Source organism: Limosilactobacillus coleohominis 101-4-CHN, assembly GCF_000161935.1.
Classification (GTDB): domain Bacteria; phylum Bacillota; class Bacilli; order Lactobacillales; family Lactobacillaceae; genus Limosilactobacillus; species Limosilactobacillus coleohominis_A.
The window spans coordinates 187457-212865 of sequence record NZ_GG698805.1 but is presented as its reverse complement, the minus strand read 5'-3'; the positions used below and the strand labels follow the sequence as shown (position 1 = coordinate 212865).

The 25409-nt window shown below is 43.7% G+C and carries 23 protein-coding genes and 1 pseudogene; 3 read left to right on the top strand and 21 right to left on the bottom strand.

Going from position 1 to position 25409, the window contains the following annotated elements; translation table 11 throughout:
- Positions 1 to 398 precede the first annotated feature (398 nt).
- The 11 genes from lysS to pth form a co-directional block, all read right to left on the bottom strand.
- Positions 399 to 1898, bottom strand: a complete 1500-nt coding sequence (lysS, locus tag HMPREF0501_RS07365) for a lysine--tRNA ligase (RefSeq protein ID WP_006917361.1) — start codon at positions 1896 to 1898, stop codon at positions 399 to 401.
- Positions 1899 to 1912: 14 nt separating this feature from the next.
- Entirely contained in the window at positions 1913 to 2917 is a 1005-nt protein-coding gene (dusB, locus tag HMPREF0501_RS07360; protein ID WP_006917360.1) for a tRNA dihydrouridine synthase DusB, read from the bottom strand.
- Between the two features lie 57 nt (positions 2918 to 2974).
- Positions 2975 to 3862 (bottom strand): Hsp33 family molecular chaperone HslO, encoded by an 888-nt coding sequence (gene hslO, locus HMPREF0501_RS07355; protein ID WP_006917358.1) that lies wholly within the window; start codon positions 3860 to 3862, stop codon positions 2975 to 2977.
- A 97-nt stretch (positions 3863 to 3959) separates the two neighbouring features.
- Positions 3960 to 6086 carry an ATP-dependent zinc metalloprotease FtsH gene (ftsH, locus tag HMPREF0501_RS07350; protein WP_006917354.1) on the bottom strand — a complete coding sequence of 709 codons (2127 nt, stop codon included), beginning with the start codon at positions 6084 to 6086 and terminating at the stop codon, positions 3960 to 3962.
- Positions 6087 to 6171: 85 nt separating this feature from the next.
- Positions 6172 to 6723, bottom strand: coding sequence for a hypoxanthine phosphoribosyltransferase (gene hpt / locus HMPREF0501_RS07345; protein WP_006917352.1), 552 nt, complete (start codon positions 6721 to 6723; stop codon positions 6172 to 6174).
- 15 nt (positions 6724 to 6738) lie between these two features.
- Positions 6739 to 8085, bottom strand: coding sequence for a tRNA lysidine(34) synthetase TilS (tilS, locus tag HMPREF0501_RS07340; RefSeq protein ID WP_006917350.1), 1347 nt, complete (start codon positions 8083 to 8085; stop codon positions 6739 to 6741).
- Complete coding sequence (locus HMPREF0501_RS07335) at positions 8085 to 8588, bottom strand: S1 domain-containing RNA-binding protein (protein WP_006917348.1); 504 nt, start codon at positions 8586 to 8588, stop codon at positions 8085 to 8087. The genes tilS and HMPREF0501_RS07335 overlap by 1 nt, the downstream gene beginning before the upstream one ends.
- Before the next feature lie 134 nt (positions 8589 to 8722).
- Positions 8723 to 9094, bottom strand: coding sequence for an FtsB family cell division protein (locus HMPREF0501_RS07330; RefSeq protein ID WP_040456140.1), 372 nt, complete (start codon positions 9092 to 9094; stop codon positions 8723 to 8725).
- 156 nt (positions 9095 to 9250) lie between these two features.
- Positions 9251 to 9526, bottom strand: a complete 276-nt coding sequence (locus HMPREF0501_RS07325) for an RNA-binding S4 domain-containing protein (RefSeq protein WP_006917345.1) — start codon at positions 9524 to 9526, stop codon at positions 9251 to 9253.
- A gap of 10 nt (positions 9527 to 9536) precedes the next feature.
- Complete coding sequence (gene mfd, locus HMPREF0501_RS07320; protein ID WP_006917344.1) at positions 9537 to 13076, bottom strand: transcription-repair coupling factor; 3540 nt, start codon at positions 13074 to 13076, stop codon at positions 9537 to 9539.
- Positions 13077 to 13098: 22 nt separating this feature from the next.
- On the bottom strand, positions 13099 to 13662 hold the full coding sequence (gene pth / locus HMPREF0501_RS07315; RefSeq protein WP_006917343.1) for an aminoacyl-tRNA hydrolase: 564 nt from the start codon (positions 13660 to 13662) through the stop codon (positions 13099 to 13101).
- Positions 13663 to 13842: 180 nt separating this feature from the next.
- Between pth and cbpA the strand changes: the two genes are divergently transcribed.
- Positions 13843 to 14484: a cyclic di-AMP binding protein CbpA gene (cbpA, locus tag HMPREF0501_RS07310; protein ID WP_006917340.1), complete on the top strand. Its 642-nt coding sequence runs from the start codon at positions 13843 to 13845 to the stop codon at positions 14482 to 14484.
- Positions 14485 to 14526: 42 nt separating this feature from the next.
- On the opposite strand, the gene HMPREF0501_RS07305 is transcribed toward cbpA, so the two are convergent.
- The 8 genes from HMPREF0501_RS07305 to HMPREF0501_RS07270 all read right to left on the bottom strand — a co-directional run bounded on the left by HMPREF0501_RS07305 (position 14527) and on the right by HMPREF0501_RS07270 (position 22460).
- A complete protein-coding gene (locus HMPREF0501_RS07305) occupies positions 14527 to 15999 on the bottom strand; it encodes an MFS transporter (protein ID WP_040456138.1) in 1473 nt (490 codons plus the stop codon).
- Positions 16000 to 16070: 71 nt separating this feature from the next.
- Positions 16071 to 16421 carry a type II toxin-antitoxin system PemK/MazF family toxin gene (locus tag HMPREF0501_RS07300; RefSeq protein ID WP_006917338.1) on the bottom strand — a complete coding sequence of 117 codons (351 nt, stop codon included), beginning with the start codon at positions 16419 to 16421 and terminating at the stop codon, positions 16071 to 16073.
- A gap of 5 nt (positions 16422 to 16426) precedes the next feature.
- On the bottom strand, positions 16427 to 17563 hold the full coding sequence (alr, locus tag HMPREF0501_RS07295; protein ID WP_006917337.1) for an alanine racemase: 1137 nt from the start codon (positions 17561 to 17563) through the stop codon (positions 16427 to 16429).
- On the bottom strand, positions 17556 to 17927 hold the full coding sequence (gene acpS, locus HMPREF0501_RS07290; protein WP_006917336.1) for a holo-ACP synthase: 372 nt from the start codon (positions 17925 to 17927) through the stop codon (positions 17556 to 17558). Before acpS ends, alr begins: the two co-directional genes overlap by 8 nt.
- A 19-nt stretch (positions 17928 to 17946) precedes the next feature.
- Positions 17947 to 19413: a DEAD/DEAH box helicase gene (locus HMPREF0501_RS07285; RefSeq protein WP_040456135.1), complete on the bottom strand. Its 1467-nt coding sequence runs from the start codon at positions 19411 to 19413 to the stop codon at positions 17947 to 17949.
- A gap of 85 nt (positions 19414 to 19498) precedes the next feature.
- Positions 19499 to 20878, bottom strand: a complete 1380-nt coding sequence (locus HMPREF0501_RS07280; RefSeq protein ID WP_006917334.1) for a UDP-N-acetylmuramoyl-tripeptide--D-alanyl-D-alanine ligase — start codon at positions 20876 to 20878, stop codon at positions 19499 to 19501.
- Between the two features lie 108 nt (positions 20879 to 20986).
- Positions 20987 to 21880, bottom strand: coding sequence for a zinc metalloprotease HtpX (htpX, locus tag HMPREF0501_RS07275; RefSeq protein WP_040456133.1), 894 nt, complete (start codon positions 21878 to 21880; stop codon positions 20987 to 20989).
- A gap of 22 nt (positions 21881 to 21902) precedes the next feature.
- Complete coding sequence (locus HMPREF0501_RS07270) at positions 21903 to 22460, bottom strand: LemA family protein (RefSeq protein ID WP_006917326.1); 558 nt, start codon at positions 22458 to 22460, stop codon at positions 21903 to 21905.
- Between the two features lie 133 nt (positions 22461 to 22593).
- On the opposite strand from HMPREF0501_RS07270, the gene HMPREF0501_RS07265 reads away from it, so the two are divergent.
- Complete coding sequence (locus HMPREF0501_RS07265; protein WP_006917325.1) at positions 22594 to 23055, top strand: low molecular weight protein-tyrosine-phosphatase; 462 nt, start codon at positions 22594 to 22596, stop codon at positions 23053 to 23055.
- 54 nt (positions 23056 to 23109) lie between these two features.
- Here the strand turns inward: HMPREF0501_RS07265 and HMPREF0501_RS07260 are convergent, their stop codons facing one another.
- Positions 23110 to 23796, bottom strand: coding sequence for a class A sortase (locus HMPREF0501_RS07260; protein WP_006917324.1), 687 nt, complete (start codon positions 23794 to 23796; stop codon positions 23110 to 23112).
- A gap of 142 nt (positions 23797 to 23938) precedes the next feature.
- Here HMPREF0501_RS07260 and HMPREF0501_RS07255 point away from each other — a divergent pair.
- A pseudogene (locus HMPREF0501_RS07255) lies at positions 23939 to 25086 on the top strand (MFS transporter).
- A gap of 44 nt (positions 25087 to 25130) precedes the next feature.
- Here HMPREF0501_RS07255 and HMPREF0501_RS07250 read toward each other — a convergent pair.
- A complete protein-coding gene (locus HMPREF0501_RS07250) occupies positions 25131 to 25382 on the bottom strand; it encodes a type B 50S ribosomal protein L31 (protein WP_006917318.1) in 252 nt (83 codons plus the stop codon).
- Between the last annotated feature and the right edge of the window lie 27 nt (positions 25383 to 25409).

Here is a 25409-nt window from a genome sequence, read left to right as displayed (position 1 = left end):
ATGCTGACTGATAACTCAGAAAGCATTTATTATACTACAACGTTATCAAGGATTTGTCAACAACTTTTTTGAAGAAGTTAATCAAAACTGACAACTTTTAAAATATATCATATTGATAACTCATCGTCAACAACAAGTTTGATATATTTCCGTTGAAACAACAACCTGTCGTAACAACGTTTATATACTATAAAGAACTGTTCCTTAAAAGTCAACACACTTTTTTTAATCGCACAACTACTAATTAGCTATATCACGAACTTTATGTAAAATTGATCATATATTATCCATGAATTGCGAACTTTTACTAGCTTATGTTACTTAATTATTCCATTTCAAAAACTAAATACCTAACAATAAAAAAATAAAGAAAAGTCAAAAAATGACTTTTCTTTATTTTAGTTATTCGTCTTTGGCCGCATTGTTGGGAACAGTAAAACATCCCGAATGGACTTTGCATCAGTCATTAACATCACTAACCGATCAATTCCAACACCGAGTCCTCCTGTTGGTGGCATCCCGTATTCGAGTGCTTCCACAAAGTCTTCATCAATTGGTTGGTATTCATCATTACCTTCTGCATGTTCTTTTGCTTCTGCTTCAAAACGTTGCCGTTGGTCAATTGGATCATTTAATTCTGTAAAGGCATTTGCGTATTCATTCCCCAAAATATACAGTTCAAACCGATCCGTAAATCGTGGATCTTCACGGTTCAAGTGTGCTAATGGTGAAATTTCCTTTGGATGACCATAGATAAAGATCGGTTGTTCCAGCTGGTCCTGTACCTTATCTTCAAAGAAGGCATTAATAATATGACCAACCTTCCACCAATCTTCGTACTGAACCCCATTTTCATCGGCCAGTTTGCGAGCTTCTTCAACAGTCATTTCAGGCCAGAAGTCAACCCCAGTGAACTTCTTAATGGCATCAACCATGTGCATCCGTTCAAATGGCTTGCTGAAATCAAGTTCTGTCCCTTGATAATTAACCTTAAGATCATCACTAACGACTTTGGCAGCGGTCTTAAAGATTCCTTCAGTTTCCTGCATAACATCATTAAAGTCAAAGTAGGCGGCATACGTTTCCATCGTGTCAAATTCTGGATTATGGTGCGGATCCATTCCTTCATTTCGGAAAATCCGGCCAAGTTCATAAACTCGTTCCATGCCACCAACAATTAAACGCTTCAAGCGTAATTCAGTAGCAATTCGCATATACATATCAATATCAAGAGCATTGTGGTGGGTAATAAATGGCCGCGCCTCGGCACCTGATGCCACGTTTTCTAAAATTGGTGTTTCAACTTCCGTAAAGTCGTTACTGTCCATGTAATTCCGGATTGCCTTAATGATCTTGGTCCACGTCTGGAAGCGTTCAAAACTGTCACGATTGGTAATTAAATCCAAGTACCGCTGACGATATACTAATTCAGGGTCTTGTAAACCATGATACTTATCTGGGAGTGGGCGCAGAGCCTTCGTCAAGAAAGTCATCTTACGTGCACGGATCGTTAATTCACCCATCCGGGTCTTAATCACATCACCAGTGATTCCCCAGAAGTCACCAATGTCTGAATCTTTGAACAGCTGGTACGTTTCTTCACCAACTACATCTTGACGAACATAAAATTGAATCTTACCACCCCGGTCAAGCAAGTCAGCAAAACTAGCCTTCCCACTACCCCGTTTGGCAATCATTCGACCAGCAATGGTCACTTCGTTTTGTTGTTGAGCTAATAATTCTTCACTGTCATTACCGTACTTTGCCCGAATTTCCGTTGAAATATCGTGATCCGGTGCAAAACGGTGCCCAAATGGGTCAATCCCTTGCTCACGCAATGCGTCCATCTTTTGCCGACGAACAAACATTTGATCATTTAACTTTTCTTCCTTTGCCATCAATAATCCTCCTCTTACTGTGCGGTTTGCTTCTTAACGAGTCGTTCTTCGTATTGATCCAAAAAACGGTCAAAAATTTCATCGGCCTCGGCCTGTTTAGTTGCCGACATTAGCGCAACCTTGGTCCGTGCAGACCGAGGAATTCCTTTGAGATAATAGGCCGCCTGACCGCGAAATTCACGGATCCCAACATACTCACCCTTTAAATCGCAAAGTGCTGCTAAGTGACCCTTAGCGGTCTGGATCTTTTGTTGAGGGGTCGCTTCCGGCAGTAACTCCCCAGTTTCCAAATAGTGTTCTGTTCGGGTCAACATCCATGGGTTACCCATTGCTGCCCGACCAATCATCACAGCATCAGCACCCACTTCATCTAACATTCGTTTGGCATCTTCTGGGGTTTTGACATCCCCATTACCCATAAACGGAATTGTTAATTGTCCGGCCACTTCTTTTAGGATATCCCAATCAGCATGTCCTGTATACATCTGTTTTCTGGTTCGACCATGCATTGCGATTGCCGACGCCCCTGCCCGTTCTGCTGCCAGTGCATTCTCAACCGCAAAAATATGTTTATCATCCCAGCCAGTCCGCATTTTGACGGTCACCGGCTTTTGAACAGCATCCACGACATAAGAAACCATCTCATACACCTTGTTGGGATCAAGTAACCACCGTGCTCCAGCATCAGTATTAACAACTTTATTGACTGGGCACCCCATGTTGATATCAATCACATCGGCAGCCGTGTGCTGATCAATAAACTTAGCCCCTTCAACTAAGGTCTCCTTGGTACCACCAAAAATCTGGATTCCCATTGGATGTTCATGCGGATCTACCGTCGTCATCGACAAGGTCTTTTTATTATGATACATAATTCCGCGATCGGAAATCATTTCACAAACCACGTAACCAGCACCAAATTTTTTACAAATGACCCGAAAAGCCTTGTTTGTGACCCCGGCCATTGGTGCGACAACGACTTGATTGGGAATTTTAACGTCCCCAATGTGCCATTCCATGAGCTTTCCCCCTTCTCTTAAAAAATCACAATCACTATTGTATCACAGCAATGCAAACTATTTTTGGGCAGTAAGCATTGCCTTTAATTCATCTTCTGTAAATTCATACTTTTTGCCACAGAATTGGCAGACCGCCTGCGCACCATGATCCTTCGTAATCATCTCTTGTAAATCGGCCTTTTTCACACTAGCTAAAGCCTTAGCAAAACGTTCTTTTGAGCAATTACATTGGTACTTTACCGGCATTTTATCTAAAATTTTTAATTCCTTCCCGGCAAAGATGCGCTTTAAGATATCCTCCGGCGTATCACCATCCCGAAGCATTTCTGAAACTAATGGCAGATCTTTGATTGATTTTTCCAAATCCGCAATTTGTTCGTCTTTTGCTCCCGGCAATACTTGCACCATAAATCCACCGGCAACCCCAATCTGATCATCCTTTTCGACAAATACGGATAACCCAACTGCGGACGGAATTTGTTCTGACTGCGCGAGATAGTAAGTAAAATCATCACCTAACTCGCCTGAAACTAGGTCAACCTCTCCAGTATATGGCGTTTTATCACCCGGATTCATTTTGGTAACTGCTAACGTTCCCTGATGACCAACCGCTCCAGCCACATCAATCTTTCCCTTACTGTTCAGCGGTAAGTTAACGTGAGGGTTGTGAACATAACCCTTGACCGTTCCATTTGCAGTCCCGTCTGCCACGATAAAACCAACTGGACCGTTTCCTTGAATTTTGACTGTTAAGCCTGCATCACCCTGTAACCCGGATGTTGACAGTAACAATGTTCCAATCAACGTCCGGCCAAGGGCTGCCGAAGCGGCACTCCAAGTACCGTGAATTCTTTGCGCCTCCGCAACCAACTGCGTCGCGTTAACCGCATAAGCACGAAACATATCATTTTCTGCTACTGCTTTTACTAAATAATCTTCCGTCATCTTTGACTCCTCCAGTTAAAATCTCTGCACCTATTTTATCATTAAATCATTACTAAAAAAGGAATTGTGCTTTCTCAGCACAATTCCTTCAACTCAATTAATCATCATCTGTAGAATGATGGTCGGTAGTGTTATCTTCACCATTAGTTGATGAATTGTCATCACTACTCTTTGGCGTAACCGTTGCATCAGAACTGTCCGGCAGTTCATCCGCGTTTTCTTGGTCACTCTTTGCGTTTTCTCGACGCTCTAATTCACGCTTTGATTCCTCAAAAGTTGCTGCCCGCTGTTCATCTTCCGCAGCCTCAACATCCTTTTCTGGCATCTTCCCGTCCTTGTAAAGGCTGAGAATTTGTTTTTCATCAAGCGTTTCATACTTCAGCAATGCTTCCGCAATCAGCTTATGTTGATCACGATGTGTTTCAATAATATGCAATGCCCGTTGGTGACCTTCAGTTAAGATCCGCCGAACTTCTTCATCAACTAAAGCCGCAGTCTTTTCTGAATATGGCGACTGATCATAACCTTGACCAGTAAAGACCTGACCAGAGCTTTGCAGTTCGACTGGTCCAATCTTGTCACTCATCCCGTATTGGGTAACCATGGAACGAGCAATTTGGGTAGCTTGTTCAAAGTCATTCGAAGCCCCAGATGATTGGGAGTTGAAAATCAGTTCTTCAGCAGCACGACCACCCATCAGACCAGCAATTTGTTCCTCAGCATTCTTCTTGCTCATTAACATCTGGTCTTCCTTTGGCAGCATGATGGCATAACCACCAGCTCGACCACGAGGAACAATCGTAACCTTGTGAACAACTCGTGCATCATTCAAGACTAACCCAACAATGGTATGACCAGCTTCGTGGTATGCAACTGTCTTGCGTTCTTGTGGTGAAACTACTCGATCACGCTTGGCAGGTCCAGCAATTACCCGATCTTCAGCTTCATCAACGTCAGATGCATCAATTTCTGTCTTGTTTCGCCGGGCCGCTAACAACGCCGCTTCATTTAACAGGTTAGCTAAATCCGCCCCGACAAATCCTGGCGTTTGTTTAGCAATTTCCTTCAAATCTACGTCTGGCGCCAACGGCTTATTCTTAGCGTGAACCCGTAAAATAGCTTCACGGCCCTTAACGTCCGGCCGACCAACCAGAATCTTCCGGTCAAAACGGCCAGGCCTCAGCAAGGCAGGATCAAGGACGTCGGAACGGTTCGTCGCAGCCATAACAATGACTCCTTCATCGCCTTGGAAACCATCCATTTCAACCAACAATTGGTTCAAGGTTTGTTCCCGTTCATCATGGCCACCACCCATGCCGTTACCACGGCGACGACCCACGGCATCAATTTCATCAATGAAAATGATCGATGGTGCATTCTTCTTGGCTTGGTCAAAAAGATCCCGGACACGACTAGCACCGACCCCGACGAACATTTCAACGAAGTCCGAACCAGAAATTGAATAGAATGGTACACCCGCTTCACCAGCAACAGCTTTGGCTAGCAAAGTCTTACCAGTACCTGGAGGTCCTTCCAGCAAGACACCAGATGGAATCTTGGCACCTAATTTCATAAACTTCTTTGGGTCTTTCAAAAATTCAACAACTTCGACCAGTTCTTGTTTTTCTTCTTCTTCACCGGCAACATCTGAGAAGCGAACCTTATTATCTTTGGAGTTAGATGGCTTGGCCTTGGTCTTGCCAAAGTTCATCACCCCACGGCCGCCACCTTGTCCTGCTTGACCCATCATCATGTAGAAGAAGAGGATCATAATCACAATTGGTAAGGCTGTGACTAATAAGTTAACCCAAATACTATTGGACTCTTCTGGATGCGTAGTGATCTTAACGTTATTTTTATCCGCATACTTTTGTAATTGGTTAACGGTCACGTCACTCTGCAAAACAGAACTCTGGAAATTAGTAGTAGTGCTTGAGCGTTGGTTCATTAAGGAAAAACCAGCTTGATTGTCGCTAGACATCTTTTGCGGCTTTCGATAAGTCCCCGTAACTTTGTAAACACCACCATTTGGTTGAACTTGGAAACTCTTAACCTGATTCTTACGTAACGCAGTCACAAACTGAGTCTGGGAAACGTTTTTACTTTGGCCACCATTATTATTGCCACCAAAGAAAAAGTAAACAATTCCCATGATGCACAGGAAGATAACTGCATAGAAGAGCACGTTATGAGTAAATCCGTTATTTTTACGATTGTTGTTCATAACAACCTCCTATTCCTAGCAGTGTTGGTGCTTATTGATTACAGTGCATTTATGATAGCATATTTGACCATCACTGACCAATAATTTAGTCATGTTTTTTTTGGTACACACTGGGCTTTAAAACCCCAATATATGGCAGGTTACGATACAGTCCCTGATAATCCAGTCCGTAGCCTACCAAAAATTCGTTTGGCACATCAAAGCCGACGTAATCGGCTTGAACATCGACGACCCGCCCCGCTGGCTTGTCAAAAATTGAACAGATCTTGATGCTATTAGCGCCACGATCCTTCAGTAAATCGATTAAGAACTTGAGGGTGCGTCCTGTATCGACGATATCCTCACAGACAATGACATCTTTTCCTTTGATATCATTTTTCAGGTCATGCAATAACTTAACTGAGCCCGTCGAAGAAGTACCACCTTGATAACTGGAAACATCGACAAAGTCAATGTGGGCATATAAATCAAGGCGCTTGTAGAGGTCCATCGTAAACATGATCGCCCCGGTTAAGACCGCAACCACAACTACATCTCGCTTACCAGCATAATCATGATTCAATTGTTTGGCCAGCTCACTGACCCGCTGGTCAATTTCTTGTTGGTCATAAATGACGCGTTCAATATCGTTATTCATCGTTCTCTCCCGTATCTATTTTTGACAAAAATATCTCTTTTCATACCGTTGGTTACGAACCTGTTGCCGATCCAACCACGTCGTTTTGTGACCAATTAACCAAAGTACCTGATCAAACCGATCAACAACCACTAACTGCTGTTGTCGCTGGTTAAGCGGCACTTTTTGGTTAATAAGAACCCGGCGGATTGCTTGATGATGACCCGACTTGAGACGAATTCGATCCGTCGGTCGCCACGTCCGTACGCGAAGTGGTAACTGACCACCAGTTAGCCATAGCTCAGCAATGGTGCGTTCTTGCGGGTGGCTAAAAATCCCCCATTGATCACCAGCAGGCCTCGTGTACCAATGGTCAAATTTTACCATAAAATCGCTGACTTTTTGATTTTTTGTGGGTAAATTCTGAACCTTTTTTAGCTCTGCCTGCTGATAGTTCTTAATTAACTGTAAATCATTACTAATCATCATTGTTGAAGATGGTGACTGCTGATTACACAGGAACTGGTCAATTTGGTGACTGCGTTGTTCTTGTAGAGCAAACATCCCTTGATCATTAACCCAGCGATACAGTAAACAATGTCGAATAACCGGCACCTGTTGTTGGTAACTGGTGATATCTAGTTGACCGTTATGAACAATCCTAGTCATAAGCTGACTGACGATGTCATCCTTCATCGTTAATAATTCCGTTAGCTGGTCATGGAACTTAAGCAAGTGATCCACCACTCGAGGATTTTCCCGTTCCCATTCGGGCAGATAGTGATGGCGGACCCGATTTCTCAACGTCATGTCTTCCTGATTTGTTGCATCTTCATACCATTTCAATTGATGTACACGAGCATACTCAACTAAGGATTTTTTGGTAACTCGCAGAAGGGGGCGCAACAACTGTCCATTCGCAAACGGCCGGGCTTCACGAATGCCAACAGTGGCGGTAGCATCTCCAGTTCGCAACAGCTTCATCAGCATCGTTTCCGCAAGGTCATTTTCATGATGGGCAGTCAGCAAATAAGCTGCCTTCGTTTCATGCATTACCTTAGCAAAAAACCGGTATCGCTCCTGACGCGCCGCGTTTTCAATTCCATGCTGCGGATGGTTTTCCCACTGGTCAACATATAATCGCACTCCCATTTGTTGACACTGCTGCCGTAAAAATTGTTCTTCCTGCTGACTTTGCGCCCGCAAATGGTGATTGACATGGGCCACTACCAACTGGTCAGCAGAGAGCAGTGAGCCAAGCACATGGAGTAAAGTCATTGAATCAACACCGGTAGAAACGGCCACCACCAGCGGTTGCTTCAACGAAAAAAAACGGTACCGCTCTAGGCACCGTTTTACTGTCAAGTGAAGTTGATCAGCCATTAGCTCCGCCGGCCACCACGGCCACCACGCTTACCATCAGTTTGCCGTTTTAAGGTTGATAGTCGTGATTCACTCTCTTTCATGTAGCTTGCTAGCATATCGTCAAAATAACTCTTTTCATGGCGTGTGCCAAAGCCGCCTGGGGCACCATGGTGACTTCGTTGAAAATGTCCTGATCGTTGGGTACCACGCTCATGAGCTCCGTGATGTTCATTTGCTGATCGATGTTCATGATGATCATGCCGCTCATGATGATGGTCGCTCTTTTGTTCTTCCGCTGCTTTAATGGATAAGGCAATCTTGCCATCATCCGCAACTTTAATGACTTTGACCGTGACTTCATCACCAACTGATAAGACATCATGAATATCTTTGACGTAATGATTTGATACCTGACTGATGTGAACTAATCCGGTCTGGTGATCAGCTAAATCAATAAATGCCCCAAAATTAGTAATGCCAGACACCTTTCCAGTAACCTTAGCTCCTTCTTCAATTGCCATGAACTAGCAATCCTCCTACTTCTAATAAAATTTTAATCTACCCGAGTATAGCATACCCAATGGTTAAATTAATAGTCTCTTAATTACATTAAATAATGAACGGGACTGGAAAACTCCCGCCCCGTTCATTATCGCTACTTGACGAAATTATAAATTGTTTCGCCGTCTTTCGCATAATTATACTTTTCACGAACCAATTCCTGTAGATAGCTTGGATTATGCATTTTTTTGACTTGCTTTTTCAGCTTAGTATTGGTGGCCTTTTTATTTGTGAGGGTCACATTGGCTTTCGCAATGTTGTGATTAACCTTCCCCAATTCCCGCTTGGTCCCAATAATTTGGATTGCCAAGATCAGGAATAAAACAATAAAAATCGCCAAAATAACCTTTGCCCGGCGCATATGAACCTGATAACGATAGGCCTGTTCACTGCTTTGCTCCAGCTCGCGTTGCCGAGTAAAGGGAGTATTTAATTTTGTAATGTTATTTTTAAACTGATTTTTCATTACATAATCCCCGCTTTGCTTATCAGTAATAAAGTATACCAATCAAGCCAACAAAATGTCTACAACTTTTATAATAAATCGTAGCAGAAAAGTCCCCAAATTACTAGTAAATCTCTAATAATTTTACTAAGCTTTTGAACTTCAATTTAGCGGACGTTAAATTTGATCATCAAAATTTTCCGCATAACTGACATCTAAAATTTCATACATATTTTCGGCTTCTGCCTTTTTAGTTGTTTCAAGGATTTGATTAACCTTGACCTGTTCCGTTTTATTGCCAAATTTAATCGTTAACACATCACCAGCGCGAACATCCGTTGATGATTTAGCCACTTTATCATTAATCAAAATCCGCCCTTGATCGGCGATTTTTTTAGCAATGGTTCGGCGCTTAATAATTCGTGAAACTTTTAAAAATCGATCTAAACGCATGTATTTTTCCTCATTTCTTTGTTTCTTGTTCATCCTGAGCATCTTGCACAAGGGCCGCTAAATATTCAACTAGTTGCAAGAGCTGTTGCAGCCAATCTTGTTGAGTCATCTTCGGCTGAATGATTAGCCGCACAGTAATGGCCCCATCATCAGTGGTTCCTAAAGTAGACTTAAAGCGGGTTTGGGCGACTCCTTGGATAATATCGGCCGCCTTCACATACTGGCTGGCCTGATGATCAAACGTCAGGTGGATATTATCCCCCTTTTGTTTAATCTTCGTCAGCATAGCCTGATCCGCATTCATCTTTAATTCACCAATCAATAACAGGTTTGCAACAGGCTGACCATATTCGCCAAAGCGGTCAATCAAATCTCCTTGCAGGTCTAACAATTCATCCTTGCTTTGGGCCTTGCGGATTTGTTTATATAACTCGATCTTTTGGCGCTGGTCACTCACATAATCGCTTGGCAAGTATGCTTCGACTGCCACATCAATTTCCGTATTGGTGGTTTTTGGCCGTTGATGTCCCTGTTTTTTAGCAACAGCATCCGCTAACATATCCGAATACAAATCATATCCCACAGAATCAATAAAACCGTGCTGTTGTTTACCTAACAGATTACCAGCACCACGAATTGCCAAATCACGCATGGCAATCTTAAAGCCACTACCCAATTCTGTAAAATCGCGAATCGCTGCCAGTCGTTTTTCTCCAGGCTCCGTCAAAACTTTATTTGGTTGATACATAAAGTATGCGTAGGCCACTCGGTTGCTTCGCCCAATTCGTCCCCGAATTTGGTAAAGCTGTGCCAACCCCATCCGGTCAGCATTTTCTACAAACAACGTGTTGACATTTGGAATGTCCACCCCAGTTTCAATAATAGAAGTAGTGACTAGTACATCGTATTCACCACGAATAAAGTCATACAAAACACCTTCCAACTGGGCTTCACTCATTTGACCATGAATATCGGCCACCCGTGCCTCAGGAACCAAGGTTTCAATTTCGTTAACAACCCGTTCAATATCATTAACTCGATTATGCAAGTAGTAAACCTGACCCCCACGCTTCATTTCACGCAGAATTCCATCACGAATCGCTGACCAGTTTTGCTCTAAAACGTAGGTTTGAATTGGAAAACGACCCACTGGCGGCGTTTCTAAGACGGATAAGTCGCGGACACCGAGCATCGACATATGTAAGGTGCGGGGAATTGGCGTTGCCGTTAGCGTTAAAACATCAACGTTGGATTTCAACTGTTTTAGCTTTTCCTTATGTTTAACTCCAAAGCGTTGTTCCTCGTCAATAATTAACAGACCGAGATCTTTAAAATGGACATCCTTCGACAACAAGCGGTGGGTCCCGACAACCACGTCAATGGAACCATCTGCTAACCCTTTTTCGATGGTCTTCATTTGTTTGGGCGTCCGGAAACGTGACATCATTTCAATCTTTACTGGAAAGCCTTCAAACCGTTCCCGCATCGTATCATAGTGTTGTTGGGCTAAAATCGTGGTCGGAACCAAAAAGGCAACCTGCTTACCACCGGTAACTGCCTTAAAGATCGCTCGCAGCGCCACTTCAGTTTTCCCATAACCAACGTCTCCAACAAGCAAGCGATCCATCGGTTTGGGTTTTTCCATATCTGCCTTGACCTCATTGATGCTCCGCAGTTGGTCCTTGGTTTCAGAATACGGAAATTCATGATCAAATTTTTCTTGTAAGTAATCATCTTTGGGATAGGCAAAGCCCTTGGCCGTCTTCCGTTGGGCATACAAATCCACTAAGTCGCCTGCAATATTTTCAACCTTTTGCGCGACCCGGCGTTTGGTTTTTGCCCACTCATTACCGCCTAGTTTATTGATGTGCGGTTTCGTTGATTCGGAAGAAACATATTTTTGCACCAAGTTTAATTGCGTAACGGGAACAAAAATTTGGGCATGGTCACGATAGTCAATCACGATGTAATCCTGATGGACCCCATCGACCGTCATCGTTTTAATTCCCGCAAAGATACCAATTCCATGGTTAACGTGGACGACGTAGTCACCAGGCTTCAGATCAGTATAATTTTTAATCCGTTCCGCATTCGCCAGCTTTTGTGCCCGGGGACGCCGCTTTTTCACCTGTTTGAACATCTCCGCTTCAGTAATGACGACTAATTGGGCCGCCGGCATTTCAAACCCATGGTTAAGATTGGCAGCCACCAATTCAATTTTATGTAGCTGAAGATCTGCAAAATCTGTTTCCAGTGCATCAACTTGAAAATCCTGCAGCGTCTGGGCAACCTGACGGCGTCGTTCATCACTCTTTGTCATGATGACTACCGTCTCGCCCTGCTCTTTAAAACGTTGCAGTTCGGTTTTTAACAATTCCATCTGGCCAAAGAATTGCTGCATGGAGCGGGTGGTCAATTCGACAATCTGCTTAAAGCGGAGCGCTCCCATTCCCTTTTTGAAGAGGGCGAGAAACAATGCCGCCTGCTGCGCATGCGTAATAACTTCGTCAGCATCATTCCCCAATTTGCCGACATTTTGTCGTTGATGATAACTCATCCGTTCCTGCACCCATTGTTGTTCATCCGTTTTCAGATCTCGATCAGTTTCTTTAATCCGTGAAAAATCATCTACGATTAAAGTCCCATCCGCAGGCAGGTAATCTAACAAATTAGCTGGTTGTGGATAAACCATATCCGCATACGTTAATAACCCATTCTCTAAATTACCGGCTTTCAAGCCCTCTAGCAAGGGCCGAAAATGGTTTTCAATTTGCCGAGCATCTTGTTCGTCACTAGCCTGCTCGTGCAGCGTTTCATATTCTGTCGTTAATTGCTGCTGTAATGCTGGCAACCGTTGTTGATCGATAATCAAATCTGTGGCCGGCAGCACCGTCACTGCTTGAACATTTTCGATACTACGTTGACTGTTTGCTTCAAAATACCGTAATGAATCAACTTCAGTGTCGAATAAATCAATCCGGACCGGGTACTTGGTATTCAGTGCGTAAATATCAATGATTGATCCCCGAACTGCAAAGTCACCCGGTGCCATTACCATCTTTTGGCGTTGATAACCCATCATCATCAATTTTTGCGCTGTTTGTTGCGGGTCAATCTCCCCACCAATTTTGATCTCCAACCGAGCATCACTAAAGGTCTCAGGTGCAACTAGCGGCCGACGTAAACCACCGGTTGCCGTCACAATAACTGCTGACTGTCCGTTCAGCAGAGCATTCATTGCCTGAACCCGTTGTAGCCGAAAATCTGGTGAACTCGTGGCAATCTCCATCGCCAGTGACTCTTCAACCGGAAATTGATAGACTACCGTTTCTGGTAATAAATTTTCTAGATCAGCGGCGAGCGACTGCATGTGGAATAAACTATCGCACACTACCACTTGAGGTGTCTTACTATTTTGTTGAATGGTGGCTAGTAAGGCCGTCTTAGCAGAGCCGCCAACCCCCGTCACTAACTGTCGTCCACCATCATGCAATCCCGCTTGAATCTTTTTAAATTGGGGTGTGCTAGCGACAAATTCTTCAAGTTGCAAGTAGCTCCCTCCTTTTAGTTCATTAGTTATAATCATTCATTAGTTCTGCAAAGTTTTCCCCGTGTACCCAATCTTCGAGGGCATGTTCAGCCGTGATCACAGCTTCATTAAATTGGGGCCGTTCATCCTTACTAAATTTTCCTAACACATGACTTACCACGGTCCCATGCGCTGGATGATCAATACCTAACTTGACCCGATTAAACTTGTCCGTGCCAATGTAGTGAATAATACTTTTAAGTCCATTATGGCCACCAGACTTACCGTGCGTTTTCAGACGGACCTTTCCCACGGGCATATCCAGGTCGTCATTCACAACCACCATGTCTTCTAGCGGGATATCGTAATAATCCATTAATGGTTTAACGGCTCGTCCGGAATCATTCATAAAGGTCGTTGGCTTGACCAGCATGACTTTTTGACCATCAATCATTCCGGAAACAACAACGGCTTCGATATTTTTAGCGTGCTTAAAGGCACCTAAATGATAATCACGCGCCAGCTGTTCCACAACCATAAATCCGGTGTTATGACGAGTTTCATCATAACGGGTCCCCACATTACCAAGGCCAACAATCATTTTCATTTTAAAATCTCCTTTGAACTACAAAAAGGCCGCGCCAGAGCATTCCGCCCCTTGCCCAGCTTTGTTATTATCATTATACCCTAGCATCGCAGAATGCAAAATTCCTGATTTGTTTTCTCATGATTTTTTAATTTTATGGTATGATGATGGTAGTTATTATACAAAAATGGAGCTTGAATAATGATCTTTAATTCACTGATTAAACCAAAGGATGAATTAACTATCCTGACCGAAGATGTAACACTTGCAGAAGCTTTAAAAGTCTTGGAAGACTCTGGCTACCGCTGTGTTCCAGTGCTTGATCCTTCCAAAAAAATGTTTCGGGGCAATATTTACAAAATGCATATTTACCGCCATAAATCACGCGGTGGTGATATGTCATTACCGGTGACTTCATTATTAAAAAATTCAACGAAGTTTATCTCAATTAATGCCGACTTTTACAACGTCTTCTTTACAATCCGTGATTTACCGTACATTACGGTTTTAGATAGTCACAACAATTTCTATGGTATTCTTACCCATAACAGTCTGTTAAAACTGTTGGCCGAAGCTTGGAATGTCAACAATGGTCGCTATGTTCTCAATGTCCACCTCTCCGATGAGCGGGGTGAACTGGCCCAAACCACTAAAGAGATTACTCGCTTCTGCCAAATCGCCAACGTCATCTCGTTAGACCCAGATGATCAAGACGGCAAGCAGGTGTTATTCACTCTCCCAGCCAATGTGGATCGCGATCGAGTCACCAAAATCGTGAAACGTTTGCAAAAGAAGGGCTTTACCGTTACTGAAGTCGAAGATCTGCATCATAGTAATGTTTAAAACAAAGCGCGAAGTTGCATTATTACAACTTCGCGCTTTGTTTTAATTTTCTTTTTTAAGATGGTGTTGCCACCCTAACGGAACGACAATTACCAAAGAAACAACAATTAAGACCACTGCTGCCCAAATAATGTTACGGTAGCCTTGATAAAGGATTTCCCGCATCATTGGTAAAAGACTTTTCGGTAAATTCACTGCTGTTTTGGCATTTGATAGCTGATTCAGCATCCGTAAAGTAATTCCATGGTGTTGCTGAACCCCTAAGAATAACTCATGATTTAAAATTACTCCATAAACGGCTGACATCAAAGTCTGACTTAAAATCCGCAGCAAATAACCAAGGGAAGTAGCAATCGGGACATCCCGTAGTTCCGCATCTGTTTGGACATTAATTTGCAGGATATTAAACACCAATCCGACACCAAAACCTTCGAAGGCGCCCATTACCAACAACAACCAGAATGGGGAATTCTGGCCACCAATCATAATACCAAGGTACGCAATGAAAATTGCACCAGCACCACAGGTTACAATCCAATATTTGCCCCACCGGTCTTGCAAGAATGGTACTAATTCAGAACCAATAAAATTAGTAATCGCTCCGGGAATTTGTGTCATTCCCCCTAATAGGGCGCTCAACCCTAAAATTCCTTGAGCCCACATCGGAATATAGGTAATAAAAGCAATGAATGATCCCCAAATAATCACGAATAGTAAAAAATCAATGACTAATTCACGATTTTTAAACAGCCGACTTGGAATGATTGGATCAGGAGCAACCGTGTCGACCCGGACCATCCAAATTAAGAGGGCGATTCCCGCAATTATTAAGGACGTAACCAGAAGCGGTGATGCTGAACCCAGTAACTGCACTGCTACCAAAATGATTACCAAACTAACTACTAATAGTGAAGCACCTAAGTAATCAACCGGCTTCCCCGCAGCCTGCTTTGAAACGTTTTTATAAAATAGACTAACGATCGTAATGGCCAATAACGCAATTGGCACATTAACATAGAACACCCAGTGCCAGCTCAACGCGTCGACAATCCAGCCACCTAATAATGGGCCGATGATTGAAGCCGTCCCAAAACAGGCACTGGCAATTCCTAATACCTGAGCTCGCTGACGAAGATCTTCATATAATTCCGCAAAAACGATAAATGGAATGGTGTTCATTCCACCAGCACCGATTCCCATTACCGTTCGGGCAATAATAAACCACAAAATATTTGGCGCCAAGGCTTGGAAAACTGCTCCCACTAAAAATAATGTGGTTGCTGCAATGTAAGCCTGCTTATTCCCCTTGTGTTCCCCAAATTTACTCCACAGGGGCGTGGCGACCGCCATTCCCAGCAGAAAGGTTGCAATAATCCAGCCCATGTATTGCAAACCATGCAAATCACTAGTAATAGCCGGTAATGCAGTATTGACAATTGTTCCATCCATCCCTGCCATGATATTCGACAGCAGTAACGCACCGGTAACAATCGTCCGCCGTTGATGTTGTTCCAAAAAAGTTTCCTCCTTCAAAACGGTCTCTAGCTTTCGCCCATGACGAACACTAGAGACCGCTAATTCTATTATTAATTTAAACTGAGACTAACTTGCAGTGCTTGATTAACTGCCTTCATTGTTGCTTGATTTAATTGACCAATCTGGTCGGCTAAGCGTTGCTTATCGATTGTCCGAATTTGCTCAAGCAGGATTTGCGAATCACGTTTAATTCCTTTCACATTTTGTTTGATTGGAACGTGAGTTGGCAGCCGATGCTTCTGCATTTGGGCTGTAATCGGAGCAACAATCATCGTCGGGCTATGCAGATTACCAACATCGTTTTGTACAATCACCACGGGCCGAAAACCTCCCTGCTCCGACCCAATCACTGGTGAAAGCCGGGCATAATAAATTGCTCCCCGTTGAATCTGCTGCCCCAAAGTTGTCACTCCTCTTCTTGACAATCAATGTACTTACGTGCAAGACGATCGCCAAAGCCAGTCAGGACTTCATAATTAATTGTGCCAAGTTGATCAGCCAAATCAGTTGCCGTAATTTCTTGATCACCAGACCGGCCGAGTAAAACTGCTTCGGTTCCGACTGGCATTTGGTGTGGTAAACGAATCATCATTTGATCCATACAAATTCGCCCTAAAATATCACAAACCTGACCATTTACTAAAACATGATAACCTGTCAATTCACGACGGTAGCCATCTGCGTAACCAACTGGTAAAGTGGCTACCCACTCATCCTGTTGAGCGGTATAGGTTGCTCCATAACTAACTGATTCACCACGATGCAATTTTTTCACGAAAGTGGCGTGAGTGATCAATGATGTCACTGGCTGCAACTCAAACGATGGCTGTAGTTCACGACCAGATGGATTGCAGCCGTACAGGGAAATCCCCATCCGTACGGTATTGCTCTCAATATCCTGCTGATGCCATAAGCCTGTTGCAGAATTAGCCATGTGCACATAACGTGGCCGGTGGTCAACTACCGCTAAAAACTGCTTCCACTTGGTTAACTGATGCTCAAAATATGTTTTATCTGCACTATCGACTGTTGCAAAGTGTGTAAAGATACCTTCAAATTCAAATTCTGGCGTTTGGACAAGTTGCAATGCCTGCTTAAATTCAGTCACATCCTGAAAGCCAATTCTCCCCATTCCAGTATCCAACCCCAGGTGAACTTTTAATGGTTGACGAACGTGGTTAGTTTGAGCGACCTGTTGGTATTCCTTTAACCAGTCTACAGAACCAACCGTTAAGGAAATTCCGTTTTCAGCTGCTAATGGTGCGTACTGCACTGGCGTGATCCCTAATACTAAGATGGTCTCCTGCAAACCAGCGTTCCGCAGTGTAAAACCTTCGTCTAATAGCGCAACACAAAAACCAGCGACTCCTTCTTCGGAAAGAACGTGGGCAACTTGCGTCATTCCGTTACCATACGCATCAGCCTTCACTACTCCAAAAATATGACTGCCCGCTGGCAATGCTGCTTTTTGAGCACGAATATTATGACGCAATGCACCAAGGTCAACTACCACATTTGTATTTCGTAAACGAGCGCTATTCATCGTTTGTCATCTCCTTTTCTAAAACTACCTCTGTCATTACTAGTTTACCAGTATGGCTCACCGATGCCAAAGATTGTCCGCAAAAAGGCGACTTGGTAATGATTGGCCGTCCCGCTGCATTATCAATAATTTCAATATCTTGAAAACCTACTTGAGCACCAATCCCCGTTCTAAAGGCTTTGGCAAAGGACTCCTTCAGTGACCACCGGCCACTTAGGTACTCCCACTTCCGCTGACCTCGAAATTGGGCCATCTGCTGTTGCTCGTTGGGTGTTAAGACCCGTTCTACAAATTGAGGTTGCTTAGTTACCACTCGCTTGACGCGTTCAATTTCCGTAAGGTCGATGCCGATTCCATACAACACCACAATCACCTAATTTCAATTAATCCTTTTTACGCCGCATACTAAATTTATGACCATTTGACCGTCGCTTTCCATAATGACGACGCTCTCCAGAATTACGGTGTCCCCGGTAATGATGATTATTCCGGCTATTGTGTCCCCGTGATTGGTGATGACGGTGCCGTCTTGGCAATGGCCGCTCTGGCGTAATCTTAACTGGCACCTTACTTGCATCATCAGTGGTCAAATCATTTAAAAGTGCCGCCACTAAGTCAACTGCATCATGGGTTGCCAACAATTTTTCTGCTGATTGCCGATATTTATCTGTTGCTTCATCCTTAATCAAGTCATCAATATCGTTGACTGCACTGGCGACTTGACCCCGAAAGGCTTCTTCTTCGGTTGGTGGCTTCAATGGCAACATTCGAACCCGAGTAAGTTTTTCAATTTCGTGTAAGTAATCCATTTCGTTGGGGGTGACAAAGGTCAATGACACACCATGGTGTCCGGCCCGGCCGGTTCGTCCAATTCGGTGAACGTAACTATCAGGGTCAGATGGAATATCGTAGTTATAAACATGGGTAACGCCTGAAATATCGAGCCCCCGTGCAGCCACATCAGTTGCCACGAGGATATCCAAATCACCATTTTTAAACTTTTTCATGATTTTTGAACGCCGATCCTGTGTCAAATCACCATGAATTCCGGCCGCATTATAACCACGAGCCACTAATCCTCTGGATAATTCGTCAACCCGCCGCTTAGTCCGTCCAAACACGATCGTCAAATCTGGATCTTGAACATCGATCAACCGCGTCATAATATCAAACTTCTCGTAATCCTTGGCCCGTACATAATATTGATCAACTAAATCTGTCGTTAGTTCTTTGGCCTTAATTTTCACCATTTGTGGGTCCCGCATAAATTGAACCCCAATCCGCTTGATTTCTGGTGGCATTGTCGCTGAAAAGAGCAGTGTTTGGCGCTTTTCTGGAGTTTCCTTAATGATTGCTTCAATATCATCCAAGAACCCCATGTTCAACATTTCATCTGCTTCATCCAAGACCAAAGTTTGAATATGCTCTAGATTAACAGTTCCACGACTAATATGATCACGCAGTCGGCCGGGCGTCCCGACCAAAATCTGTGGGTGCTTCTTCAACGAGTTAATTTGTCGCCGAATATCTGCCCCACCATAAACGACTTGTACCTTAACGTGCTTGTCGTGGCCCAATCGGTACAATTCCTCTTGAGTTTGAATTGCTAATTCCCGGGTTGGCGAGATCACAATCGCTTGGATGGCAGGATTATCTAAATCAATATGTTCAATAATCGGCAAGCCAAACGCCGCCGTCTTCCCTGTCCCAGTCTGGGCTTGGCCAATCACATCTTGACCCTTTAAAACCATCGGAATTGTTTGGGCTTGAATTGGGGTAGCTTCTTCATAACCGCTTTGCTTCACTGCCCGCAACAAACTCTTCGATAAACCTAATTCTCCAAATTTCAAAAAATTCACCTCATAATTAATTTCTGCTGAAAACACCACTACTTCATTGGCGTTGATATCTGGCCAATAGTAGTGGTGCCAAACATTATTTTGCTTTAAGTGCGTTTAAAACATTTTCTAGGTGAATACCATGACTTCCCTTTAGAAGCACAATATCATCCGCCTGAATTGTCTTTTGTAAATCATCAATCAACTGGTCTTGATCATCACTGGCATAGTGTTTGAGATCAGCGGCTGGGTAGCCATCAGCTAACAACTGGTCTTTTAACGCCGTCATTTCATTACCAACCAGAAAGACCTTTTGGAAATGCTGATGGTCAATCTCCGTTGCCAAACCAGCGTGTAATTTAGCTGAGGCATCCCCCAGTTCCAACATATCGCCGAGTACAATCAACCGCCGGCCTGTTTCCGGAAGTTCATTTAGCGTCTCCAAGACTTCCTTAACTGCCGTTGGGTTAGAGTTATAGACATCTGAGAGAATCTTTTCTCCCTGTTGACCAGTCAGCCATTCAGCGCGATTTTCCGTTAATTCAACATTGGCTAACCCAATCTTAAGGTGGCTTGGTGTCACATGCAATAAGTGACCAACCATCATCGCAGCCATTGCGTTATTCACATTGTATTCACCAATCATTGGGATCGTAAATTCTTCATCAGGCCAAAGGTTAACTTTGAAGCGCAAATCATGGTCCGACTGTTCAACGCTAGTGGCATAGATGTCATTATCAAGTTGCCGACCAAATGTCTTCTGTCCTTGCTTGAGATCCTTCGCCCGTTCACGCAACAGCGGTTCATCGCCATTGTAGACAAAGGTACCATCTTCACGTAGCCCATGAGTAATCTCCATCTTAGCATCCGCGATCCGGTCTCGACTGCCGAAGAATTCGATGTGCGCCTCACCAATCATTGTCAATACAGCAATGTCTGGCGTAACCAGCTTACTTAATTCATCCAGCTCACCAAAATGACTCATCCCCATTTCAACCACGACGGCTTCCGTATTGGACTCCATATTCAATAGCGTCACAGGTACACCAATCGCATTATTAAAGTTGGCATAGGTCTTGGTAACGTTCATTTGCGTGCTCAAAATGGAGGCAATCATATCCTTAGTAGTCGTCTTGCCATTGCTGCCACTTACAGCTACGACTAACGGATTAATCTTGTGGAGATAGTATTTACCCAATTGTTGCAATGCGGCCAAAGGATCGTCCACCACAATCCGTGGATAACCATCATCTTCGTAAGAACGATCAGCTGCCCATAACGTGGCGCTTGCCCCATTTTGAAAGGCCGTTGCTACAAACTCATGACCATCGCGGGCCCCTTGTAGCGGAACAAATAAATCACCGTTTTTAAGTTTCCGACTGTCAAAAGCGACACCAGAAACCTCAATTTCAGACCATTGCTCAATATCATTTTGTGCATCAACCGCCCGAGCGATTTCTGCGATGTTCATTTTCATGAGTAATCCTCTTCTTCTTTCATCCAGTTAATGATCAAGTTAAAATTATAGCACTGATCGCCCCCACGGGACAATATAAAAAGCTAACCATTTCTGGTTAGCTCAATCCTACATTCGTTGGAGGCGGGCGATCCGGTCATCCAGCGGCGGGTGGGTATCAAAAAGGTGGCTAAACCACCGCTTTTTGCCATTTTGTTCCGGATCACTAATGTACAGTGCCGAAGAATTAGGATCCGCATTCTTCATTGGTACCGCGTCTTTTAGCTTACTCAGTGCCGAGATCATTCCGTGCGGATTTCTGGTTAATTCAACCGCACCGGCATCGGCCAAGTATTCGCGATTCCGAGATAACGCCATTTGGGCAATTGAGGCTGCCAACGGCGCTAAAATAATTAGCAGGATCGAACCAAAAATTGCGATTACGCCGCCACCATCACGATCATCGTCCCGACTGCTTCCGCCAAACCACCAAATATGACTGACAAATCCAGTCAGTGCCCCAATTGCCGACGCCAGTGCCAACGCAATCGTTTGAAGCCGAATATCGTAGTTACGGACATGCGACATTTCATGTCCAATTACTCCTTCCAACTCCTCCCGATTCATCAACTGCAGAAGTCCTGTCGTTGCAGCCACCGCCGCATGTTCAGGATCATTACCTGTAGCAAAGGCATTCGGGCTCGGATCATCAATGACGTAAACCCGTGGCATAGGAACTTGCGCAACCATTGCCATATCTTCAACAACGTGCCATAACTCTGGTGCCTCATCGGCAGAGTGAAGCTCATGGGCATGGTTCATCCGCATCACAACATCCGTTGACTGCATGACCATCACTGAAATATAGATTAAAGCAATGACCAGAGCGATAATAATTCCGCCAACCGCACTCCCGGCAAAAAGGTAACCAAAAGCTGCGCCGACCAGCGCTACTAGGGCAGTAAAACCTGCCATCACCACAACCGTCATTCGCTTATTCCGTGCAATTTGTTGATATAACATCAGTCACCACCAACTCACTAATTTAAATCAAATCCACTTTCGGGTTGGCCTTAGCCTCCTCAGGCACTTGTAAGTAGTCAAGCTTAGTAAAGTGATGAATTCCGGCCACAATATTGGCAGGGAATGTTTGAATCCGAGCATCAAAAGCCGCTACCGTTGAATTATATAGTTGTCGGGAATACGCAATTTTATTTTCCGTATTGCTTAATTCTTCCATCAACTTACTAAATTCACTGCTGGCCTTTAGATCAGGATAATTTTCAGCCACTGCGTAAAGAGAATTCAGTGCTCCGGTCAGCTTATCGGAAACCGCCATTTTCTCTTGATGAGCATCTGCCGGTAATTCGCTAATTTGCTGCCGTAAAGATGTGACCTTTTCCAGAGTTTTCGCTTCGTAATTACTGTAGCCCTTCACCGTTTGGACTAAATTTGGAATCAAATCATTTCGCCGTTGCAATTGCACATCGATTTGACTCCATGATTCCTGCGCATTGGTCCGCATCTTGACTAAACCATTGTAAATACTAATGTAGGCCACAACGATTACCGCAAGCACCACGATAATAATAATTGTCGTCATATGATCAATCTCCTTCATATTTTTATATAATAATACCAGTGATTTGAATCAAGGAAAAGTTAAGTCTTTACTAAGAAAAGTGGCTTTTTAACTACCAATTACGTATGATTAAGAAAAAAGCGAGGTATTCAAAATGAAAGTTTTATTTGTTTGTTTAGGTAACATTTGTCGGTCCCCGCTTGCCGAAGCAATGTTTCGGCAAATAGTCAAAGAACATGGCTTAAGTAACCAAATTACCATTGATTCAGCCGGAACCAGTAGTGAGGAAGAAGGCAATCACCCTTATCCTGGTATTCAGCAAATCATGACCAAGTACCATCTGGATGGTCATCAGCTGGTTTCCCGACCCATCACGATGAATGACTTTGATCAATTCGACCTCATCATCGGGATGGACGATATGAACCTGCGCCACCTCCACGCCATCGCCCCCGCAGACGCACAAAGCAAAATTCATGGTATTTATGATCTAACCCCTGGTAAACAAGGTGCGACCATTCCAGACCCATGGTATACCCACGAATTTCAAAAGACTTATGACGCTCTTCATGAAGCACTTCCGTACTGGCTTCAATACGTTACTGATCATCAATAGCTACTTAAAAAACGATTCAGAGAATAGCAATCGCCATCTCTGAACCGCTTCTTTTTAATGATTTGTATAGCCCTGACTCAAACTCTTTTGGACTTTAGTTGGTGCTTGCTTGAACTTCATCGACTTGACAAAGGATCCCCGAATCATTAGCCGACGCGAGCCAGTTTTATTACAAGTAATCAGCGTCACAATTTTTTCGGGCGTATTATTAACAACATCCACTCGCGTCGCGTCAATAAACTGCCGTTGAGTAATCCGATACTCGTAAACCTTCGTCATATCGGTCAGATAAATTTTTTGACTAACCTTAGCATCATAGTAGAGTGGCGAGAAAAGAATCCGGAATCCATGTGCCATATTATGACCAGCTAACGCATAGTTACCTTCGCCCATCTTCTGATCGGCACGCATCGTTCCAGCAGCTAACGCTAAGGTATTATTATCAACTCCTTTACCAATTGGTACGGACATTTTGATTGCCGGAATTGAGATCACTCCAATCACATTAATGGATTGACGGCGAGCTCGGGCACGAGCAACAGATTGGAGATTCAAATCCTGCACATTACTAAAATCATACTTTGCTTTCTTCTGGTTGTTTTTTTGGACCGTTTGTTGAGTAATCCGCGGGTGGTACGTCCCCACTAAATAGTACTTAATTTGTTGATTAAAAATTAAGGCTAAACTGACGATGAACAGGACCACAATTGCTGTCCAGCGGAGCCATTCTTTCTTTTTCATCCCTTTTACCTACTTTTCGTTAGTGTTATCATAACAGAATTAGTATACAACATTTTACAGGAGAGTGATAATTTTGTCCGGACAACAACCAGGTTGGGTCCGTAATTTACGAGTGTTATCAATTGGGGTTTTCTTTGCCGGAATGGGGTTTTCCGAAATTATGCCATTCCTTTCTCTTTACATTGCCACCATTGGTAACTACTCTCACCAACAATTGAATTTTTACTCTGGCGTAGTTTTTGCGGTCATGTATTGTGTATCGGCCATTGTTTCGCCATATTGGGGAAAACTCGCTGATAAAAAAGGCCGAAAACCGATGATTTTGCGGGCATCATTAGGAATGGCCATTGTCATTGCTGCAATGGGAGTGGTCACCAACGTTTGGCAATTAATCGGCTTACGCATGGCCCAGGGGGTCTTTGCAGGATTCGTAAGTAATTCGAACGCTTTAATTGCTACTGAACCCCCCCCAAAAAGAAGTCCGGTCAGGCCCTTGGCACAATGGCAGCCGGCGTAACTGGCGGAAATTTGCTCGGGCCATTATTAGGTGGAACATTGGCCGAAATATTTAGCTACCGAGTTACCTTTTTCATTACCGGAGCGATCCTTTTTATTATCTTTCTTGGCTGTCTTTTCTTCGTCCATGAAGAAGGTTTCCAACCAGTTCAAGACCAAAAACTAGATAAAGCAACAGGAGTCATCCATGAGCTGAAATCACCACGAATTATCTTCGGATTGCTCATTACGACCATGATTATTCAAGCCGCTAACAACTCAATTAATCCGATTATTTCGCTCTTCATTAAAGAACTAATGCACGGTGGGAAAGGGGTTACTTTCGTCAGCGGTGTCATTGCGGCATTGCCAGGGGTGGCAACCATGGTGGCTGCCCCACTGCTCGGTCGCCTTGGAGACCAAATTGGGACGCAAAAAATTCTCATTTCCGGTTTTATTATCAGTATCCTGTGTTTTGTACCGAGCGCCTTTGTGCAAAACCCCTGGCAACTGGGGATTTTACGCTTCCTGATTGGAATTGCTGACGCTTCGCTTTTCCCGCAGGTCCAAACGTTACTGACTAAAAACTCACCAAGTATGTTAACGGGCCGAATTTTTAGTTGGAACCAAAGTTTTATGTATATCGGTAATATCATGGGTCCATTAATTGGTGGCTTGGTGGCGGGGCTTTACGATTACAGTGCCGTTTTCCTTTCCACCGCCTTCATTGTATTAATCAATATGATCCTCTTTATCTTCAACGTTTACCGGCCCTTAAAATTGCAAGCTAAATAAAAAGATCTCGGCAAAATGTCGAGATCTTTTTTGAATTATCAAGCTTAGTTGTTCTTGAAACCGTACTTCTTGTTGAACTTGTCGACTGCCCCATCGGCTTGGGTAAACTTTTGCTTACCAGTGTAGAAAGGGTGTGAGTCAGAAGTAACTTCAACCCGGATTAATGGGTATTCGTTACCGTCTTCCCACTTAACAGTTTCCTTTGAAGTAGCAGTTGAGCCAGACAAGAACTTGTAGCCAGTTGAAGAATCTTCAAAAACTACGTAATGATAATCTGGATGAATTCCTTGTTTCATAATTTATACGCTCCTTTGCCATGAATC

Coding starts and splice junctions, on each gene's coding strand:
- HMPREF0501_RS07265 (WP_006917325.1), top strand. CDS start 22,594: ATGAAAGTTTTATTTGTTTGTTTAGGTAACATTTGTCGGTCCCCGCTT.
- hslO (WP_006917358.1), bottom strand. CDS start 3,862: ATGACGGAAGATTATTTAGTAAAAGCAGTAGCAGAAAATGATATGTTT.
- HMPREF0501_RS07325 (WP_006917345.1), bottom strand. CDS start 9,526: ATGCGTTTAGATCGATTTTTAAAAGTTTCACGAATTATTAAGCGCCGA.
- HMPREF0501_RS07335 (WP_006917348.1), bottom strand. CDS start 8,588: ATGGCAATTGAAGAAGGAGCTAAGGTTACTGGAAAGGTGTCTGGCATT.
- HMPREF0501_RS07250 (WP_006917318.1), bottom strand. CDS start 25,382: ATGAAACAAGGAATTCATCCAGATTATCATTACGTAGTTTTTGAAGAT.
- cbpA (WP_006917340.1), top strand. CDS start 13,843: ATGATCTTTAATTCACTGATTAAACCAAAGGATGAATTAACTATCCTG.
- HMPREF0501_RS07330 (WP_040456140.1), bottom strand. CDS start 9,094: ATGAAAAATCAGTTTAAAAATAACATTACAAAATTAAATACTCCCTTT.
- htpX (WP_040456133.1), bottom strand. CDS start 21,880: ATGTTATATCAACAAATTGCACGGAATAAGCGAATGACGGTTGTGGTG.
- alr (WP_006917337.1), bottom strand. CDS start 17,563: ATGAATAGCGCTCGTTTACGAAATACAAATGTGGTAGTTGACCTTGGT.
- ftsH (WP_006917354.1), bottom strand. CDS start 6,086: ATGAACAACAATCGTAAAAATAACGGATTTACTCATAACGTGCTCTTC.
- dusB (WP_006917360.1), bottom strand. CDS start 2,917: ATGGAATGGCACATTGGGGACGTTAAAATTCCCAATCAAGTCGTTGTC.
- tilS (WP_006917350.1), bottom strand. CDS start 8,085: ATGGCTGATCAACTTCACTTGACAGTAAAACGGTGCCTAGAGCGGTAC.
- HMPREF0501_RS07260 (WP_006917324.1), bottom strand. CDS start 23,796: ATGAAAAAGAAAGAATGGCTCCGCTGGACAGCAATTGTGGTCCTGTTC.
- pth (WP_006917343.1), bottom strand. CDS start 13,662: ATGAAAATGATTGTTGGCCTTGGTAATGTGGGGACCCGTTATGATGAA.
- lysS (WP_006917361.1), bottom strand. CDS start 1,898: ATGGCAAAGGAAGAAAAGTTAAATGATCAAATGTTTGTTCGTCGGCAA.
- hpt (WP_006917352.1), bottom strand. CDS start 6,723: ATGAATAACGATATTGAACGCGTCATTTATGACCAACAAGAAATTGAC.
- HMPREF0501_RS07280 (WP_006917334.1), bottom strand. CDS start 20,878: ATGAAAATGAACATCGCAGAAATCGCTCGGGCGGTTGATGCACAAAAT.
- HMPREF0501_RS07270 (WP_006917326.1), bottom strand. CDS start 22,460: ATGACGACAATTATTATTATCGTGGTGCTTGCGGTAATCGTTGTGGCC.